Raw genomic sequence first — 15,325 nt, 5'->3', positions numbered from 1 at the left:
CGTCAGGCAACCAGGGCCAGGCCGCCAAACGACACCCCCGCCGAGGTGCCAAGCATCAGCACCTTGTCGCCTGCTGCGATCCGACCGTCGCGGCGGGCCAGATCATAGGCAAAAGGGATCGAGGCCGCGACCTGATTGCCATATTCGGCGGCGATATCGACGACCTGCCGGGGCGCGAACCCCGTCAGCCGGATCATATGTGCAAGGCCTGCGGGGCTTGCCTGATGCGGGACGACCAGCGCGACATCGCTTTGTCGCCAGCCGGCCCTGACCAAAAGATCGGCGACAAAGCCTTTGAAATGCTGGGCCGTGACGCGAAACAGCGCCTTGCCATCCATGTCAAAGGTGCTGTTGGCCGCAAATCCGGCGGGATCTTTATGGTAATCAAACCTTGTGCCGCCTGCACCCAGCGTGCAGGCCTCATAGGCCGACGGGTAGCTGCGCATCTGCATCGCTGCAACACAGGCCGCCGCGCGTGGTGGGCTTGCGCCCAAGACCATCGCTGCCGCGCCGTCACCGAACAGCGCGGCGGTTTCCGGATCATCATCCCATGGCAGGGCACGCGATGCGACTTCGGATGACACGACAAGTGCACGGCGTGCGACGCCCGTCGCGATCTGGCGGGCGGCAAGGTCGAATGCAGTGATGAAGCTCAGGCAGGTTGCGTTCACGTCAAAGGCAGCGGCCGTCCCGTCCGCCATGGCAAGCCGCCGCATAACCAAAGGGGCCGTCGCCGGGATCGGCTGATAGGGGACCGCCGCGCCGAACACGAGCAGATCGATCTGATCCGCCGAAAGACCCGCATCGTCCAGCGCGGCCCTGCAAGCAGTGACCGCAAGGCTGATCTGGTCTTCGGTGTCGCACAGATAACGGCTCACCACCCCTGTTGCCTGCACCACGCGGCCCGTGCCAAGCCGCCGCTGCTGTTCGAGATCGGTCGTCGTCATGCGTCGGGCGGGGGACGCGCGCCCTGTTCCGCACACCGAAATCCGCAGATGACCTGTCATGTCAGTTACCCAGCCCGTCCTGCGCGGCGCAAAAACCGGCACCTTTTCCACCCCTGACGCTATCGCGCAAGAGGTCTCAGATCAACGCGTATCGGTCGTCTGTCAGCCCGGGGACCGCTGAGCAGGCGCTTCGGTCGGGGAAGCGCGGGATGAAGGCGCGGTTCTTTTCGCAAGGGCGGAATGTCTTGATTGCGCGGGCAGGCGAAGCTCTGTAGACCTTCCAGCATGGGAAGGTTTCGATTCATGATCTGGAACAGGGCTGTGTCGCTGCTGTGTGCCATGGCCCTTGTGATGGTGGCGTTCGCGCACCGTCCTGCTGATTCCGGCCATGGCCTGACGGACCCGCAGATCGCGTCCTATCTTGCGCTTGGCGGATCGCTGGCCGACCTGTGCCTGTCGGACCTCCCCAGAGAGGACGGCGCGCCCCATGCAGATTGCCCGTCCTGTACCTTGGCCAAAAGTCTGGCGCTTGCCCCGGCGGACCTTGATGCTTCCGGTGATCTTGTCGGCTCGGTCGCGCAAGTGGCCATCGCGGATCGCGCGACGCCGCGCGGTCAGGCGCCACGCGCGCCACCGGCCCGCGGCCCCCCGTTTATCCGTTTGATCTGACTTTCATCAGGTTCCGCGTGTTGCGGGCCAAGATTGCCCGCGCCCGTGCGGGCACCTGATCAATCTGGATGATCTGCCATGAATCGTTTTGTTGTTGCGGCCTTGGCCGCCCTTGCCGCCAGTCCGGTCTGCGCCGATCTGACGGTCGAGATTCCCTTCACCGCCCAGAGTGCCGGTGCGCCCTTTGCCTGCACTGACAGCGATGCGGGCCTTGGCCGTGCGGGAACCGAGGTGCAGGTCCTCGATTTTCGCATTTTCGTTTCGTCGGCCAATCTGATCGCCGCCGACGGCACGCCGCAGGTCAACACCACGCTGCGCGGCACCGTGCCAGATGGCGAGTATCGCGGGCCGGAGTTCGAAGGCGGTGTATCCTTCGACGGGAATCACGGGGAATCCACAACCGCGCCGGCACCCCTGAACCTGACGGCAATGTTCTGGAACTGGCGGGGCGGCGACAAGTTCGCCAAGATCGCATTCTCGCCGGTCACAACAGCGGACATGACTGTTGCCGCGACCACCCAGGTCGAAAAGGCAGGTCACGTCGGCCCCGGCAGCGGGATGCTGCATCTGGGCACGACATTGTGCGCAGCCTCCGACGCGACGCCGCCACCGACCGAACCCTGCGCCAATCCCAACTGCGGGGCCGGGGTGCTGCCGGGCTTCATCCCCGGCACGAGCATGGTGGTCATAGACCCTGCCGCCTTTGGTGCGGGCGCGGACCTGACACAGACCACGCCCAAGACCAGCCCGGGCTGCATGTCTTTCCCGCACGATGCTGACTGCACCAGGGTGCTGCTGCGGCTGGGGATGGCGTTCAATGCCTTGCCGGCCGAACAACAGCGCCTTGTGACCCTGCGCTGACGCTTGGCCATGCGATCCTTTGCCAGAACCGGACGCCCTGGGGGAAGGCGGGCTTATCCCGCCGGAGACCGCGGCCTTTTTGAGGTTACGGACGTGCCGTTCGACAGGGGCTGCTTTCGGACACCTGGCCTGCGCAACGTCGCAGTGACTGCACCCGACATGCATCACGGGTCTGTCGCGACGCTGGAGGCGACGATCCGCCACGACGCCGCAGGTGGACGGCGCATCGCCAGTGGTCCCCATGCAGGTGTGGGCCACGACAATCCATTCAAGGCCCCCGCTGATCACCGAATTCCAGATATCGGACGCCGAAATCGCGGACCTGATTGCCTTTCTCGACAGCCGGATCAGCGAGGAATTCCTCGCTGATCCGGCCTTCGCGGACCCTTGGCCGGGCGGGCACCCGGCCAGTGTGAACAGAGCGATGCCCGTCAACTGAAACCAACACGAAAGTACGAAGATGAAACACATTCTCGCAATCGCAGTCCTTGCATTGCCGTTTGCCGCCGCCACCAAGGCCGCCGCCCATGCCACCTTTGCCGAACGCGAGGTCGTGCAAAACCAGACCAGCCGTCTGACGTTGCGGGTGCCCCATGGCTGCGGCGACGAGGCAACGCTGCGCGTGCGCGTCCAGATACCCGAAGGCGTCATTGCGACCCAGCCCATGGTCAAGGCCGGTTGGGAACTTCAGACCGTGACAGGGCCCTATGCCAATGCCCATGCCATACATGGCAATTCCGTGACCGAAGGCGTGCGCGAAATCATCTGGTCGGGTGAGCTGCCCGATGCCTTTTACGATGAATTCGTGTTCCGTGTCCGCGTGACCGAAGAGGTCCCGGCAGGTGCGATGCTGTACATTCCTGTCGTGCAGGAATGCGCAAACGGGGCCGAACGCTGGATCGAGATCCCTGCCGCCGGACAGGACAGCCACGATCTGGAGGATCCGGCACCCGGCGTCATGGTCGTGCCAGCGGCCCCGGCCGGGCATGGGCATTAGCTATGCCTGGGGGTCGGGTTGCGGCGACGTCGCTGTCCGATCGCCACGACCTTGCGGCGCAAGCCCTTGATGCGCGCCGACAACGCCGCCGGGCAAGGCCATGGCTCGGCGGAACAATTAATGGATAACCGCCGATGCGTCATGCCCTGATCCTTCTCCTTGTCCTGTTCATGCCGTTGCAGGCGCTGGCGCATGCCCAGTTGCGTGGCGCGGGCCCTGCCGACGGGGCGGTGCTTGACGCGATGCCCGGCAACGTTACGCTGACCTTCAACGAGCCGGTTGCCCCCTTGGTTCTGCGTCTTTTTGGACCGGACGGGGCTGCGACCGATCTTGTGGGAACGGCAGAGAACGCGGTCGTGACCGCAGCGCTCCGGGGTGTTCTGGTCGAGGGGACATATCTGCTGTCATGGCGCGTTGTATCGGCGGATGGACATCCCGTGGGCGGCACGCTGACGTTTCATATCGGCGCGCCTTCTGCCGCGCCGCCGACCCCGGCGGACCTTGCGGCAGGCGCGGCCCGGATGGCCTCTGCCCTGCGCTTTTTGCTGACCGCAACTGTGGTGGTGGCCGTCGGCGCGTCGCTGTTTGCGGCGTTCGTCATCCGTGGGCAGGCCGGGCCGCAATTGTCCCGTGCCGCATTGGTTGCCGCCAGTGCGACCTTGCCCGCAGGCGTGCTGGTGGTGGGCGTTCAGGGGCTCGACATGCTGTCGCTGGCCCCCGCTGCGCTGCTGACGCCGCAGCCGTGGTGGGCGGGGCTATCAGCGCCGGTGACCCTGACCGTCATCTTGTCATGCATGGCTGCGGTGCTTTCGGCTGGCGCATTGCGCTGCGGCACAGGCCCCGTGCGCGACGCGTTTGCGCTCGTGGCACTGCTGCTGGCTGCGCTGTCATTCGCGGCCTCTGGTCATGCCGCCGCCGCGCCGCCGCGCGCGGTCGCCTTGCCCGCCGTCACGCTGCATGCCGCTGCGCTTGTCTTTTGGATGGGATCGCTCCTGCCGCTGCTTTTCGCGCTGCGCGGGGCCGATGCCGCCGTCATCCTGCATCGCTTTGCCGCAATCGCCATTCCCGCGGTCGTGGTGCTGGTCCTCAGCGGCGCGACATTGACCTGGTTGCAGGCAGGCACCTCAACGGGCCTGATGGGATCAGCCTATGGCATCGTGCTTGCGGCAAAACTGGTCCTTGTCGCAATTCTCCTTGGTGTTGCTGCAAGAAACCGGTTTGTCCTGACCCCTGCGCTTTGCGAGGCGCAGCCGCAGGCCGCGCCGCATCTCAGACGCGCCATCCGTGCCGAGATCGTCCTCGGGCTGGCGATCCTTGCGCTGGCTTCGGGCTTTCGGCTGACGCCGCCGCCCCGTGCCTTGGCCGCGCCGGTCGCACCGCTTTATGCGCATATCCACACCGACCGCGCGATGGCCGACATCCGGCTGACACCGGGGCGCGCGGGGCCGGTCACCGTCATGCTCGGTTTTCAGACGGGCGATTTCGCCGAACTGGTGCCACGGGCCGCCGAGGTCATCTTTGCACAGCCCGCAGCCGGGATCGCGCCGATCCGGCAACAGGCGCTGCGAGGCGGTGACGGGCTTTGGCATGCGGGGCCCGTCACCTTGCCGCTCGCAGGCGATTGGGAGGTGACGCTGCGCCTTCTGATCACCGATTTCGAAAGCATGATACTGACCGACACGATCAACCTTCCCGATTGACAGGAGACCCCATGAAACGCCTTGCCCTTGCCGCGCTGCCTGCCACCGCTCACGAGGTGATCACCGACACGCTGGTCATCGACCACCCCTACGCGCTGGAAACCGTGGCCACGGCGATGTCCGGCGCAGGCTATCTGACGATCACGAACACCGGCAGCGCAGCCGACCGCCTGCTTGCGGTGCGCGCCGAGTTCCCGCGCGTGACGCTGCACGCGACGCAAACCGACGCGCAGGGCGTGACCCGGATGATCCAGGTCGAGGGTATCGCGATCGCACCGGGCGAGACGGTGAGATTCGCGCCGGGTGGCATGCATGTGATGTTCATGGGCCTTGACGGCGACCCCTTCGAGGAAGGCGAGCGTATTCCCGCCACGCTGGTCTTTGAACATGCGGGCGAGATCGCGTTCGAATTCTGGGTCGAACCGCGCGACGACGCGATAACAGGGCATGATCATGGCAGGCTTGTTCTGCCGACAGGGGATGTGGCAGCCGATGGCCCAAAGGCCGCGCGGATCAATGCAGCGCGAATTTCAGCATCTTCACAAGCAGGCTGAGTCCGCCGGTCAGGCCTGCACTGCCCATCGCCGCCACAATTGTGCCACCCACACGCCAGCCAATCCGGCCGCCGAACCAGACGATCAGCCCCGAGGCCAGCGCCTGCGCGAGGTAAAGCGCTGCGTCGTCCGGGTCTGTTGCCGGACATGGGATGCGTCAGCCAAGGTGGCGGCCGGACCGGATGCAAGCATCCTTTCGCATGTCTTGGCAAAGGCTTTGGCACGTCCGATCGCACAGACCGATCCCACACGCATCAGCCACGGGCGGGATGCAGTGCCGGGAGATGCGCCAGAACCGTGATGGAGCCGTCGACAACGCCAAAAGCGGCCTCGTCACTCCGTCGCGTGGTGGCTGTCATCGGACCATTTGGCGCCAGGGTGAGAGCCGTCGCAGAACGGCTTGTTCGCCGCGGCATAGCGCCACCTTGGGCCTGCCTGACACATCCAAGGCGACCGCGCCTGTCAGACGGGGTGCGCTCTCGACAATCAGCGGGCCGTTGTCGGCGGGGGTGATCCTTGGCAGGTCGGACATGAATGTGGCCTTTCAGCTTGGCAGGACTGCGTCAGGCCTGCGTGGCGGACAAGCGCCTTGTGCCGAGCCAGACCCAGAAGCTGAGCACGATTGCCGAACCCGAGATCAGCGTCATCACGGTGCCCGGAAAGAAATTCACGTAGCCCGGCAGGTCCACGAACACCAGATAGCCGATATCCGCAAGACCGCCCACCATTGCGGTGACCCAGATCGCGGTCAGGTTGCGCCGCCAGATGAATGAGGCACCAAGGATTGTGACGATCCCGATCCACAAAAGGTTGAATCCGTGCTGGTTCAGGACCCCGCCGACCGCCGGATGATAATCGGCGACCAACAATGCGGGATCGACAGCATCTGCGATGGCGGCAAAGCCCCCGGATGGGGCCTGAATGATCGTCATCACCCCTGCGAGGGTGTGAACAAGGCCCCAGATCACCCACAGGATGGCTGCGATCTTCAGGGCGGTGGTTTGTGTTTTGGTCATCGGGGTTCCTTGCTGCGTTGTCTGATGGGCTGGGCGGGGGCGGCCAAGGCGTGGTCAGGCCAAGGCGAACGGGTCTGGTGTCGCGACGAGGCGGCGCAGAACGTCATCGAGCGCGGCGATATCCTCGGGCCGGGTCAGCCGTGCGGTGGCGGCATCCCAAGCCTCGGGCCAGTTGCCGATCCCCAGCGTGCCGCGCAGGTCGGCGCCGAAATGCGGGGCCAGCATCTGCTGGCTTGCCAGCACATTGGCGCCCGCCCTTGGTCCGGGTGTTGCCGCCAGCATCACCATGGGTTTGCCCTGCCAGAGCGCCATTTCGATCCGGCTCATCCAGTCAAAGACATTCTTCCAGGCTGCGGTCACAAAGCCATTGTGCTCGGCGAAAGCGACAAGCACGGCATCGGCCGCACCGATCCGGCCATGGAAATCCCGCGCTGCGGCGGGAATCCCGTCCGCGCGTTCGCGGTCAATGGAATAGATCGGCATCTCATAGGCATTCAGGTCGAGCGTTTCGACCTCTGCCGCCGGGATGATCGCCCGCAGTCGGCGACCCGCATGGTCGATCAGCGCCCGATTGATGGATTGGCGGCTGTTCGTGGCCGCAAAAGACAACAGTTTCATGATGGATACCTCAGCCGGGTCATGCCGACCGCCTGCCGAACCACATCCGGCGAAGAAGACCATCCTTGAGGATGAATTGGTGATAAACCGCTGCCACCACGTGCAGGGCGATCAGCGCCACCAGAAGCGATGCGATCACACCATGCGCCGCCCGCTGCCGAAGATCCGAGAGTTCCGGTGGCAGCGTCTCGGCCGTGCCGCCATAGACGATGGGAAAAAGGCCCGCGCCAAGCGCTGATGCCAATCCGGTGGCGACCATGCCCGCGATCAGCACATAGAACCCCCAATGCGTCCAGCGACCAAGCCGGTCAAGCAAGGGGGTGCCGGTCGTGGCATGTGGCGGGTGCGTGCTGCGCGTGCGGGTGACAAGGCGGAGGATCAGCAAGACGCCGATCGCCATGCCAAAGACCATGTGGCCGCCAAGACCCTTCACCTTGTCAGGGCTGTCGGGTGGCATGTTGGCAAGCACCACACCACCCGCAGCAAGCGCGACAAGGATCATCAATGCAATCAGCCAATGCAGCACGACAAGAAAGGGGTGATATCTTTGCATGGTGCGGTGCCTTTTCTTTGGTTTTCACGCCATACCCTGCGGCGACGATCCGATGCGCACCAGATATCGAAATGCGCAGAACATGCGCGCTGATATGACATGGGGACAGTGTGTCATCGCTTGCCGGGAACGGGCGCCCACGCGATTGCCTGCGCCCAATCGGTGATCGCCGCCTTTGTTGGCCAGTCGAACAGCGCGCCGTGGCGGGTTCCAGCCATATCCTCCAGCCTGTGGGCGATAGGTAGACGCCGCGCCGTGTCCTGCCACGGATCAGCGGGTGTGAATCGCCGACCCCGAGCGTCTCGCCAAGCGCAGCAACAGGTTGAGCACCGACAGTGATGGGGTCAAGATATGGGCAGACACGGGATATCCTCGCTCTGCCAACAAGATTGCGCGGCCAGAGCGACGGTCCTGACGACCGGATTGAAACACGCCTGCGATACACGGTCTTGATGCACCACAGGTCGAAACGCGGATGACCCGCGCGTTGCTGCGTCCCCTGTTCGATGCTACGCACGGATATGGAATACTGGACGGAACTCCGCACCGCGCTGATGGTCGCGCGTCTTGGCACGGTCAGTGCGGCGGCCGATGCGCTCGGCGTGCATCGTGCGACGGTAAACCGCCACGTCGAGACACTGGAAGGGGCGTTTGGCGACACGCTGTTCCAGCGCCATGCGCGCGGCTATGCGCTGACAGATGCGGGCCGCGATATGCTGGAGGTCGCCAGCCGCGCCGATGAGATGTTCGCCGATCTGGCCGGACGCGCGCGTGGCAAAGCCGGGCAATTGTCGGGATCGCTGATCGTGACCGCCCTGGCGGGCGTAGCGCCGCTCGTGATGCCCGCGATCCGCGATTTCCATCTTGCCCATCCGCAGATTGCACTGGAATTCGTGGCCGGGGCGCAACTCGCACGGTTGGAGCATGGCGAAGCGCATGTCGCCGTCCGCGCCGGGGCGAAACCGGAGGTGCCCGACTACGTCGTGACGCTGTATCGCCGCCTGCGCTTTGGGCTTTATGCCAGCCGGGACTATCGCGACCGGGCGGGTCCGATCGACCCCGATCGTCTTGATGGGCACCGCTTTGTCGGGTCGGTCGGCGCACCGCGCCCGGTGCCCTATGCCGACTGGATGAATGCCAATGTCCCGCCCGAGGCGCTGGCCCTGCAGACCACCGACCAACAGGTGCTGCACAGCGCGGTCTGCGACGGGCTGGGGCTGGGGTTTCTGGCCGAACACGATGCCTGCGTCCGGCCCGATCTGGTCGAGATCATCGCGCCCGGCGACGCGTGGTCGACCGCGCTCTGGGTTGTGACCCATGTCGATCTGCACCGCACAACAAAGGTGCAGACGTTCCTTTCGCACCTCAGGGTGCGCATATTGGCAGAGACCGCCGCACGACCCGCGATCCGCTAGGAAAGACCAATCCACCGGCAGATATCAAATTGCTGCTGCCGCCGGTGGCAACCTATCCGACACGCGCCGAAGGCTTTGGCGCAAGGGCTGTCATCCAAAGCGACCGATGCCACAAGAAGCGATGTTCTATTGACGCCCGCGTCAGGTCTGGTCGGCATCCCGACAGACGATCACGCGCATCATGATTGACCAGACGGCGCACGATCCGACCGCGCCACAGCCCATGACAATCGCAAGCGTCAATCGGGTCTCAACCGACGCTGTCTTGCCCGGCACGTTCGCGCGCCTCCGCCTGCACGGGCTGCGGCCAAACGTCAAAGCGCCACCTGTCCAAGCGGGCCAGTCAGCGGCCTGCGTCAGATCAGCATGTTGCGGGGATCGCCGATCAGGCTGCAATAATGCGCCATGAACCGCGCGGCATCCGCACCGTTGATCACGCGGTGGTCATAGGACAGATCAAGCGGCACCATCGGCACCGGACGCGGTGTTTCGCCATCCCAGACAGTGACGGTTTCGGTGCGCGTGATGCCAAGGATCGCAACCTCCGGCGGGTTCACGATAGGGGTAAAGGCGGTGCCGCCGATCCCGCCCAGATTGGTGATCGTCATGGAGGCCCCGCCCATCTGATCCGGCGTGACCTTGCGCGCCTGCGCGCGCGCCGCCAGATCGGCGATTTCCGCTGCGATCTGCCACAGACCCTTATGGTCGGCATCGCGGATGACCGGCACCATCAACCCGTGCGGCGTGTCCACGGCGATCCCGATGTGGATATAACCCTTCAGCACAAGTGTCTGCCCATCAGGCGAGAGCGATGTATTGAACCGCGGAAATTTGCGCAAGCCCCGCGCAAGAGCGGCCACATGGAACGCCAGCGCGGTCAGTTTGACACCGCGCGCGTCGGCCTGCGATCGCAGGCTGGACCGGAGGCGTTCTACCGCGCGGATATCGGCGCGGTCGTGGTGTGTGACCGCGGGGATCAGCGACTGGGCGGCGGCCATGTTGCGGGCCGCGACCTGCGCAAAGCGTGACATCGGTTCCTCGGTCACAGGGCCGTACTGGCTATGATCCACATCCCAATAGCCGATGTCGCCGGTCGGTGCAGCGCCGGACTTTGCCGCGATATCCTCGGGGCCGATCGTCGTGCGCCCCAGCTTCCTTGCCAGATTGTCGATATCCACATTCTGATCGCGCGCCATGCGGCGGGTCGAGGGGCTGGCGATAATCTCTGTCATGGTGATCCCCTTACCAACTGGCTGAAATATATTGCGTTTCCATGAATTCGAGCATGCCTTCATGCCCGCCTTCACGGCCCAGCCCCGATTGCTTGGTGCCGCCGAACGGTGCCGCAGGGTCGCTGACAAGGCCACGGTTCAGCCCCACCATCCCGTAGTCGAGCCTTTCGCAGACCTGCAAGGCGCGTTTGAAATCACCCGAGAATACATAGGCGACCAGCCCGTATTCGGTGGCATTGGCGCGCCTTATGACATCGTCCTGATCGGTGAAGGTCTGGATCGCGGCGACGGGTCCGAAGATTTCGTCATGCACGCAATCGGCTGTTTCGGACACATTGGACAGGACCGTGGGCGGGTAGAAATAGCCTTTGCCATCAGGCGTGACCCCGCCGCATTCCACCTTGGCCCCTTTGGCCACGGCATCGGCAACGAAAGCCGCCACCTTGTCGCGGGTATCGGCGTTGACCAGGGGGCCGACGTCGACGCTGGGGTCGCTGCCGTCGCCGACTTTCAGCGTGGCCATCCGGGCGGTCAGGCGTTTGGTGAAGTCTTCTGCAATGCGTTCATGCACATAAATCCGGTTTGCGGCGGTGCAAGCCTCGCCCAGATTGCGCATCTTGGCCTGCATCGTACCGTCGATCGCAGTATCGATATCGGTATCGTCAAAGACGATCACCGGCGCGTTGCCGCCCAATTCCATCGCCGGTTTCAGCACCTGATCGGCGGCCGATTTCAACAGCTTGCGGCCCACGCCGGTCGATCCGGTGAAACTGACAACGCGTACGCGGGGGTCGTGCAGCATGTGATCCACAAGCGCGCCGGTCTTGCGCGACGGCAGGACGTTGACCAGACCGGGGGGCACGCCGGCCTCTTCCAACAGGGGCATCAGTGCCAGCATGGTCAAGGGCGTTTCAGAGGCGGGTTTGATGATGACGCCGCACCCTGCCGCCAAGGCGGGCGCGATCTTGCGGGTGCCCATCGCGGCGGGGTAGTTCCACGGCGTGATCAGCACGGCGAGGCCTGCCGGTTTATGCTGCACCATGATCCGCGCGCCCGATGCGGGGGCATGGGTGATCATGCCATCGGCGCGCACGGCCTCTTCCGCGAACCAGCGAAAGAATTCGGCGGCATAGGCGGCCTCGCCTTTGGCATCGGCGCCCGCCTTGCCGTTTTCGAGCGTGATCAGATGCGCGAATTCATCCAGCCGTGCTGTCATCAGTTCCCACGCCTTGCGCAATACTTCAGAGCGTGCGCGCGGGGTGCGGGCGGCCCAATCGGCCATCGCGGCCTCGGCGGCGTCCAATGCCTTGTCCGCATCAGCGATATCGGCGCTCGCGACCGAGGCGATGACCTGTTCGGTGGCGGGGTTGATGACGTCGAACCGATCTGCGGTCTTGTGCCATGCGCCGTTGATATAAAGGTCGGTATATTCCATTTCGGTCCCCAAGGGTCAGAGCAGATGGTGAAGCGGATGCTCCATCCGGCCTGCGAAAGTTGTCAGAAGCTGGATCGCGGCGGCGGCATCCAGTTGTGCGGACGTGCATTCCAGCGTGATCGTCAGCCCCTGTGCGCCTGTCATCAGCGTCAGAACCGGCAAGTCCGCCGCGCCCAGCGTGATGTTGCGCAAGGCTGTGCCGCGCAGGTCGCGCAGGATCAGGTCTGCCGCATTCTCGGTTGGCCCGACAGCGGACAACGACCGCCCCGCAGGTACGGCATAGCGGTGCTGCTGGCCAAAGCGGTCGATGGCGACAACGCAGGGGGCCGTCAGGCTGGCACCCGCGAGACCGGCAAGGAGTGCGTCTGCGTCAGTCAATCCGTTCTGTGCTGCCCAAGGGATGAAGTCGACAAAGCCATCATCGCTGATTTCCGCGGTCAGGCTGCATGTCGCGGCAGCGGTTGTCGCAACCGGCGTTTCTGTGGGTATTGCGCGCAAGGTTTCCAGATCAGCGACGTGGAACGGTTGTGCATGGCCCGCCTTGACCAACAGTGCCAGATCAAGCCCCTGTTCCAGCGCCAGCCTGCGGGCCTTTGGTGACGCGAGGATACGCCCATTCGTCTGCGCCGCGGGCGGGGCAGGGGTGGCCGGTTTTGGATCCTTCTGCTTTGGTGCGTCAGGTGCCTTTGCGGTAGGTTCTGGCGTAGGGGCCGATTTGGCGGCATCGCCATGTTTTCGGGCGACCGGATTTTCGGGCTTGTCCGCGCTGATGATCGCAACCTGCGCACCGACCGGCACCTCTTGGCCAGCCTCGGCCAAGGTGGCGGCCAGAAAGCCGTCGAAACCTGCGCTGACTTCCATCGTGGATTTGTCGGTTTCGACCTCGAACAGCAGATCGTCGGCGGCAACGGCATCGCCGGGGGATTTCAGCCAGTTGACCAAGAGGCCGGTGTCCTGCGCCATGCCAAGCTGGGGCATGGTGACGGATTTGCCCGGCGGCAGGTCGTCGCCTGCGGCGGGGGCGTCGGCCGGTTTGGGGGCAGGGGCATCGTCAGCGGCGCTGTCGGAAATCTGCGCGATCACGGCACCGACCGGCACATCTTCGCCTTCGCCGGCTGTCACGCCGGTCAGAAAGCCGCTGGCCTGCGCCTCGACCTCCATCGTGGCCTTGTCGGTTTCCACCTCGAACAAGGCATCGCCTTTGGTCACGGCATCGCCCGGCGCTTTGAGCCAGGCGACGATCTTGCCCGCGTCCTGCGCCATGCCAAGCTGGGGCATTGTCACATCACGCGGCATGGATCATCTCCCCCGCGCAAAGCCTGCGGGCATTGGCAGCGACGGTTTCGGGCGTGGGCACGGTGACATCTTCCAGCGCGGGCGAGAAGGGGACGGGCACATCCATGGCCCCCATGCGCAGGACGGGGGCATCCAGATGGTAGAACGCCTTTTCGTTCAGGCGCGACGCGATTTCTGCGGTGACGCCGTAGCTTTGGTGCCCTTCGTCGATGACGATGGCGCGGCTGGTCTTGCGTACGCTGGCCAGCAGCGTTTCCTCGTCCAAAGGCACGATGGTGCGGGGGTCGATCACCTCGACGCTGATGCCTTCCTTGGCCAGAATGTCGGCAGCTTTTTCCGCGACCTGCACCATGGACGACGTGGCGATAAAGGTGATGTCGGTGCCGGTCCGCTTGACGTTCGCGACACCGAAGGGGATCAGATATTCCTCTTCCGGCACGGGGGCCTTGTCCTGATACATCAACTTGTCCTCAAAAATGACGACAGGGTTGTTGTCGCGGATCGCGGTTTTCATCAGGCCCTTGGCCTCGTAGGCCGATGACGGCATCGCGACCTTCAGCCCCGGAATATGTGCGACCAAAGCCTGCAAGGACTGGCTGTGTTGCGCGGCAGACCGGCGGGTCGCGCCCATATTGGTGCGCAAAACCATCGGCACCTTCAGTTTGCCGCCCGACATGTAATGCTGCTTGGCCGCCTGATTGCACAGCTGGTCCATCACCAGATAGATGAAATCGCCGAACATCAGATCGACGATAGGGCGCGCGCCGGTCATGGCGGCACCGACGGCAAGCCCGACAAAACCGGGTTCGGAAATGGGCGTGTCAATGACCCGTTCGGTGCCGAATTCCTCGACCAGACCGGACAGGACCTTGAAGGGGGTGCCCGCCTCGGCCACGTCTTCGCCCATCAGAAACACGGTTGCGTCACGGCGCATTTCTTCGGCGATGGCCTCGTTGACGGCTTGGGACAGGGTGATCTCTCTCATGATTGGCTCTCCTCAATCCGCGTAGACGTGCATGTCCACTTCGGACACATCGGGGTATTTGGCGGCCTCGGCATAGGCGACGGCGGCAGTCGCATCTTCCTCGATCTCGGCGTTCATCGCTTCGATCTCGGCCTCGGTGGCGATGCCTTGATCGACCAGCCAGCCGCGGAACCGCACGATGGGGTCGCGGTTCTCTTTCCAATCCTTTTCTTCGTCCTTGGACCGGTAATATTCGCGGTTGATGTCGCCCACATGGTGGCCGTGATAGCGGTAGGTTTCGAGTTCGACAAAGAACGGCCCTTCGCCCTTGCGGCAGCGCGCGACCAGTTTTTGCGTCAACGCGTTGACGGCCAGCACATCCTGTCCATCGACCTTGAACGCTTCGATCCCGAAAGCTTCGGCGCGGGCGGTGATGGAGCCTGCAGCGATTTCCTCGGTCTTGGTGTATTCGGAATAGCCGTTGTTTTCGCAGGCATAGATGACCGGCAGATGCCACAGGGCCGCCATGTTCATCACCTCATAGAGCAGGCCTTGTGCGGTGGCCCCGTCACCAAAGAAACAGACGGTGACGTCGTTCTGGCCCAGAAGTTTTGCCCGCAGGGCAGAGCCTGTGGCGATCCCCATCGACCCGCCGACGATGGCATTGGCGCCCAGATTGCCGTGGCTTTGGTCGGCGATATGCATCGACCCGCCCTTGCCGCGGCAATAGCCTTCTTCCTTGCCCAGCAGTTCGCAGAACATTTCGCGGAAATTCGCCCCCTTGGCCACGCAATGCCCGTGGCCACGGTGGGTCGATGTGATGCGGTCATCATCGGTCAGCGCCTCGCAGATGCCGACGGCGACGGCCTCTTCGCCGGAATACATATGCGTGAGGCCCGGCATCTTGGCGGACAGGTACAACTGGTTGGCATTATCCTCGAACGTGCGGATGCGGACCATCTGGCGGTACATGCGCAGGTAATCTTCGGAATTGGTTTTGGTCATCGGGTGATCCCTTTTGTGCGGGTCAGGTGCGCAAGATGCGCACCCTACGGGCGGCGTAGGGTG

The 15,325-nt window shown here is 64.1% G+C and carries 16 protein-coding genes; 7 read left to right on the top strand and 9 right to left on the bottom strand.

Features of this window, described 5'->3' with window-relative positions:
• Positions 1-2 precede the first annotated feature (2 nt).
• Positions 3-947 (bottom strand): 3-oxoacyl-ACP synthase III family protein, encoded by a 945-nt coding sequence (locus H147_RS0108765; protein WP_245541124.1) that lies wholly within the window; start codon positions 945-947, stop codon positions 3-5.
• A gap of 303 nt (positions 948-1,250) precedes the next feature.
• Between H147_RS0108765 and H147_RS20320 the strand changes: the two genes are divergently transcribed.
• The 6 genes from H147_RS20320 to H147_RS19525 all read left to right on the top strand — a co-directional run bounded on the left by H147_RS20320 (position 1,251) and on the right by H147_RS19525 (position 5,728).
• Positions 1,251-1,616, top strand: coding sequence for a hypothetical protein (locus H147_RS20320; protein WP_019954980.1), 366 nt, complete (start codon positions 1,251-1,253; stop codon positions 1,614-1,616).
• Between the two features lie 78 nt (positions 1,617-1,694).
• Entirely contained in the window at positions 1,695-2,477 is a 783-nt protein-coding gene (locus H147_RS0108755) for an MbnP family protein (protein WP_019954979.1), read from the top strand.
• 241 nt (positions 2,478-2,718) lie between these two features.
• The gene (locus tag H147_RS0108750) at positions 2,719-2,916 is read left to right on the top strand and encodes a hypothetical protein (RefSeq protein WP_026352385.1); all 198 of its coding nucleotides are present in this window, start codon (positions 2,719-2,721) and stop codon (positions 2,914-2,916) included.
• Positions 2,917-2,937: 21 nt separating this feature from the next.
• Positions 2,938-3,474, top strand: coding sequence for a YcnI family copper-binding membrane protein (locus H147_RS0108745; protein WP_019954978.1), 537 nt, complete (start codon positions 2,938-2,940; stop codon positions 3,472-3,474).
• 134 nt (positions 3,475-3,608) lie between these two features.
• The gene (locus H147_RS0108735) at positions 3,609-5,174 is read left to right on the top strand and encodes a copper resistance CopC/CopD family protein (protein ID WP_019954976.1); all 1,566 of its coding nucleotides are present in this window, start codon (positions 3,609-3,611) and stop codon (positions 5,172-5,174) included.
• Positions 5,175-5,185: 11 nt separating this feature from the next.
• Positions 5,186-5,728: a copper chaperone PCu(A)C gene (locus tag H147_RS19525; RefSeq protein ID WP_019954975.1), complete on the top strand. Its 543-nt coding sequence runs from the start codon at positions 5,186-5,188 to the stop codon at positions 5,726-5,728.
• A 563-nt stretch (positions 5,729-6,291) separates the two neighbouring features.
• Here the strand turns inward: H147_RS19525 and H147_RS0108725 are convergent.
• From H147_RS0108725 to H147_RS19520, 3 genes are read right to left on the bottom strand one after another with little or no spacing between them, the layout of a single operon-like run.
• Complete coding sequence (locus H147_RS0108725; RefSeq protein WP_019954974.1) at positions 6,292-6,744, bottom strand: hypothetical protein; 453 nt, start codon at positions 6,742-6,744, stop codon at positions 6,292-6,294.
• A gap of 54 nt (positions 6,745-6,798) precedes the next feature.
• Entirely contained in the window at positions 6,799-7,362 is a 564-nt protein-coding gene (locus H147_RS0108720) for an NADPH-dependent FMN reductase (RefSeq protein WP_019954973.1), read from the bottom strand.
• A 19-nt stretch (positions 7,363-7,381) separates the two neighbouring features.
• Positions 7,382-7,915 (bottom strand): cytochrome b, encoded by a 534-nt coding sequence (locus tag H147_RS19520; protein WP_019954972.1) that lies wholly within the window; start codon positions 7,913-7,915, stop codon positions 7,382-7,384.
• A 506-nt stretch (positions 7,916-8,421) separates the two neighbouring features.
• On the opposite strand from H147_RS19520, the gene H147_RS0108700 reads away from it, so the two are divergent.
• A complete protein-coding gene (locus H147_RS0108700) occupies positions 8,422-9,330 on the top strand; it encodes a LysR family transcriptional regulator (protein ID WP_245541123.1) in 909 nt (302 codons plus the stop codon).
• A gap of 356 nt (positions 9,331-9,686) precedes the next feature.
• Here the strand turns inward: H147_RS0108700 and H147_RS19515 are convergent, their stop codons facing one another.
• From H147_RS19515 to H147_RS0108670, 5 genes are read right to left on the bottom strand one after another with little or no spacing between them, the layout of a single operon-like run.
• The gene (locus H147_RS19515; protein WP_019954969.1) at positions 9,687-10,562 is read right to left on the bottom strand and encodes a 2-oxo acid dehydrogenase subunit E2; all 876 of its coding nucleotides are present in this window, start codon (positions 10,560-10,562) and stop codon (positions 9,687-9,689) included.
• A gap of 10 nt (positions 10,563-10,572) precedes the next feature.
• Positions 10,573-11,997 (bottom strand): NAD-dependent succinate-semialdehyde dehydrogenase, encoded by a 1,425-nt coding sequence (locus H147_RS0108685; RefSeq protein WP_019954968.1) that lies wholly within the window; start codon positions 11,995-11,997, stop codon positions 10,573-10,575.
• A 15-nt stretch (positions 11,998-12,012) separates the two neighbouring features.
• Positions 12,013-13,293 (bottom strand): biotin/lipoyl-containing protein, encoded by a 1,281-nt coding sequence (locus H147_RS0108680; RefSeq protein WP_019954967.1) that lies wholly within the window; start codon positions 13,291-13,293, stop codon positions 12,013-12,015.
• Positions 13,283-14,278, bottom strand: a complete 996-nt coding sequence (locus H147_RS0108675) for an alpha-ketoacid dehydrogenase subunit beta (protein ID WP_019954966.1) — start codon at positions 14,276-14,278, stop codon at positions 13,283-13,285. The genes H147_RS0108680 and H147_RS0108675 overlap by 11 nt, the downstream gene beginning before the upstream one ends.
• 12 nt (positions 14,279-14,290) lie before the next feature.
• On the bottom strand, positions 14,291-15,262 hold the full coding sequence (locus tag H147_RS0108670) for a thiamine pyrophosphate-dependent dehydrogenase E1 component subunit alpha (protein ID WP_019954965.1): 972 nt from the start codon (positions 15,260-15,262) through the stop codon (positions 14,291-14,293).
• Positions 15,263-15,325: the final 63 nt, after the last annotated feature.

This window comes from Yoonia vestfoldensis DSM 16212, from assembly GCF_000382265.1.
Classification (GTDB): Bacteria; Pseudomonadota; Alphaproteobacteria; order Rhodobacterales; family Rhodobacteraceae; genus Yoonia; species Yoonia vestfoldensis.
This window is presented reverse-complemented; position numbering and strand designations above follow the sequence as displayed.

What these genes read in the sequence shown, in the direction of transcription:
- H147_RS0108765 (WP_245541124.1), bottom strand. Translation starts at nt 947, where the DNA reads ATGACGACGACCGATCTCGAACAGCAGCGGCGGCTTGGCACGGGCCGC.
- H147_RS20320 (WP_019954980.1), top strand. Translation starts at nt 1,251, where the DNA reads ATGATCTGGAACAGGGCTGTGTCGCTGCTGTGTGCCATGGCCCTTGTG.
- H147_RS0108755 (WP_019954979.1), top strand. Translation starts at nt 1,695, where the DNA reads ATGAATCGTTTTGTTGTTGCGGCCTTGGCCGCCCTTGCCGCCAGTCCG.
- H147_RS0108750 (WP_026352385.1), top strand. Translation starts at nt 2,719, where the DNA reads ATGCAGGTGTGGGCCACGACAATCCATTCAAGGCCCCCGCTGATCACC.
- H147_RS0108745 (WP_019954978.1), top strand. Translation starts at nt 2,938, where the DNA reads ATGAAACACATTCTCGCAATCGCAGTCCTTGCATTGCCGTTTGCCGCC.
- H147_RS0108735 (WP_019954976.1), top strand. Translation starts at nt 3,609, where the DNA reads ATGCGTCATGCCCTGATCCTTCTCCTTGTCCTGTTCATGCCGTTGCAG.
- H147_RS19525 (WP_019954975.1), top strand. Translation starts at nt 5,186, where the DNA reads ATGAAACGCCTTGCCCTTGCCGCGCTGCCTGCCACCGCTCACGAGGTG.
- H147_RS0108725 (WP_019954974.1), bottom strand. Translation starts at nt 6,744, where the DNA reads ATGACCAAAACACAAACCACCGCCCTGAAGATCGCAGCCATCCTGTGG.
- H147_RS0108720 (WP_019954973.1), bottom strand. Translation starts at nt 7,362, where the DNA reads ATGAAACTGTTGTCTTTTGCGGCCACGAACAGCCGCCAATCCATCAAT.
- H147_RS19520 (WP_019954972.1), bottom strand. Translation starts at nt 7,915, where the DNA reads ATGCAAAGATATCACCCCTTTCTTGTCGTGCTGCATTGGCTGATTGCA.
- H147_RS0108700 (WP_245541123.1), top strand. Translation starts at nt 8,422, where the DNA reads ATGCTACGCACGGATATGGAATACTGGACGGAACTCCGCACCGCGCTG.
- H147_RS19515 (WP_019954969.1), bottom strand. Translation starts at nt 10,562, where the DNA reads ATGACAGAGATTATCGCCAGCCCCTCGACCCGCCGCATGGCGCGCGAT.
- H147_RS0108685 (WP_019954968.1), bottom strand. Translation starts at nt 11,997, where the DNA reads ATGGAATATACCGACCTTTATATCAACGGCGCATGGCACAAGACCGCA.
- H147_RS0108680 (WP_019954967.1), bottom strand. Translation starts at nt 13,293, where the DNA reads ATGCCGCGTGATGTGACAATGCCCCAGCTTGGCATGGCGCAGGACGCG.
- H147_RS0108675 (WP_019954966.1), bottom strand. Translation starts at nt 14,278, where the DNA reads ATGAGAGAGATCACCCTGTCCCAAGCCGTCAACGAGGCCATCGCCGAA.
- H147_RS0108670 (WP_019954965.1), bottom strand. Translation starts at nt 15,262, where the DNA reads ATGACCAAAACCAATTCCGAAGATTACCTGCGCATGTACCGCCAGATG.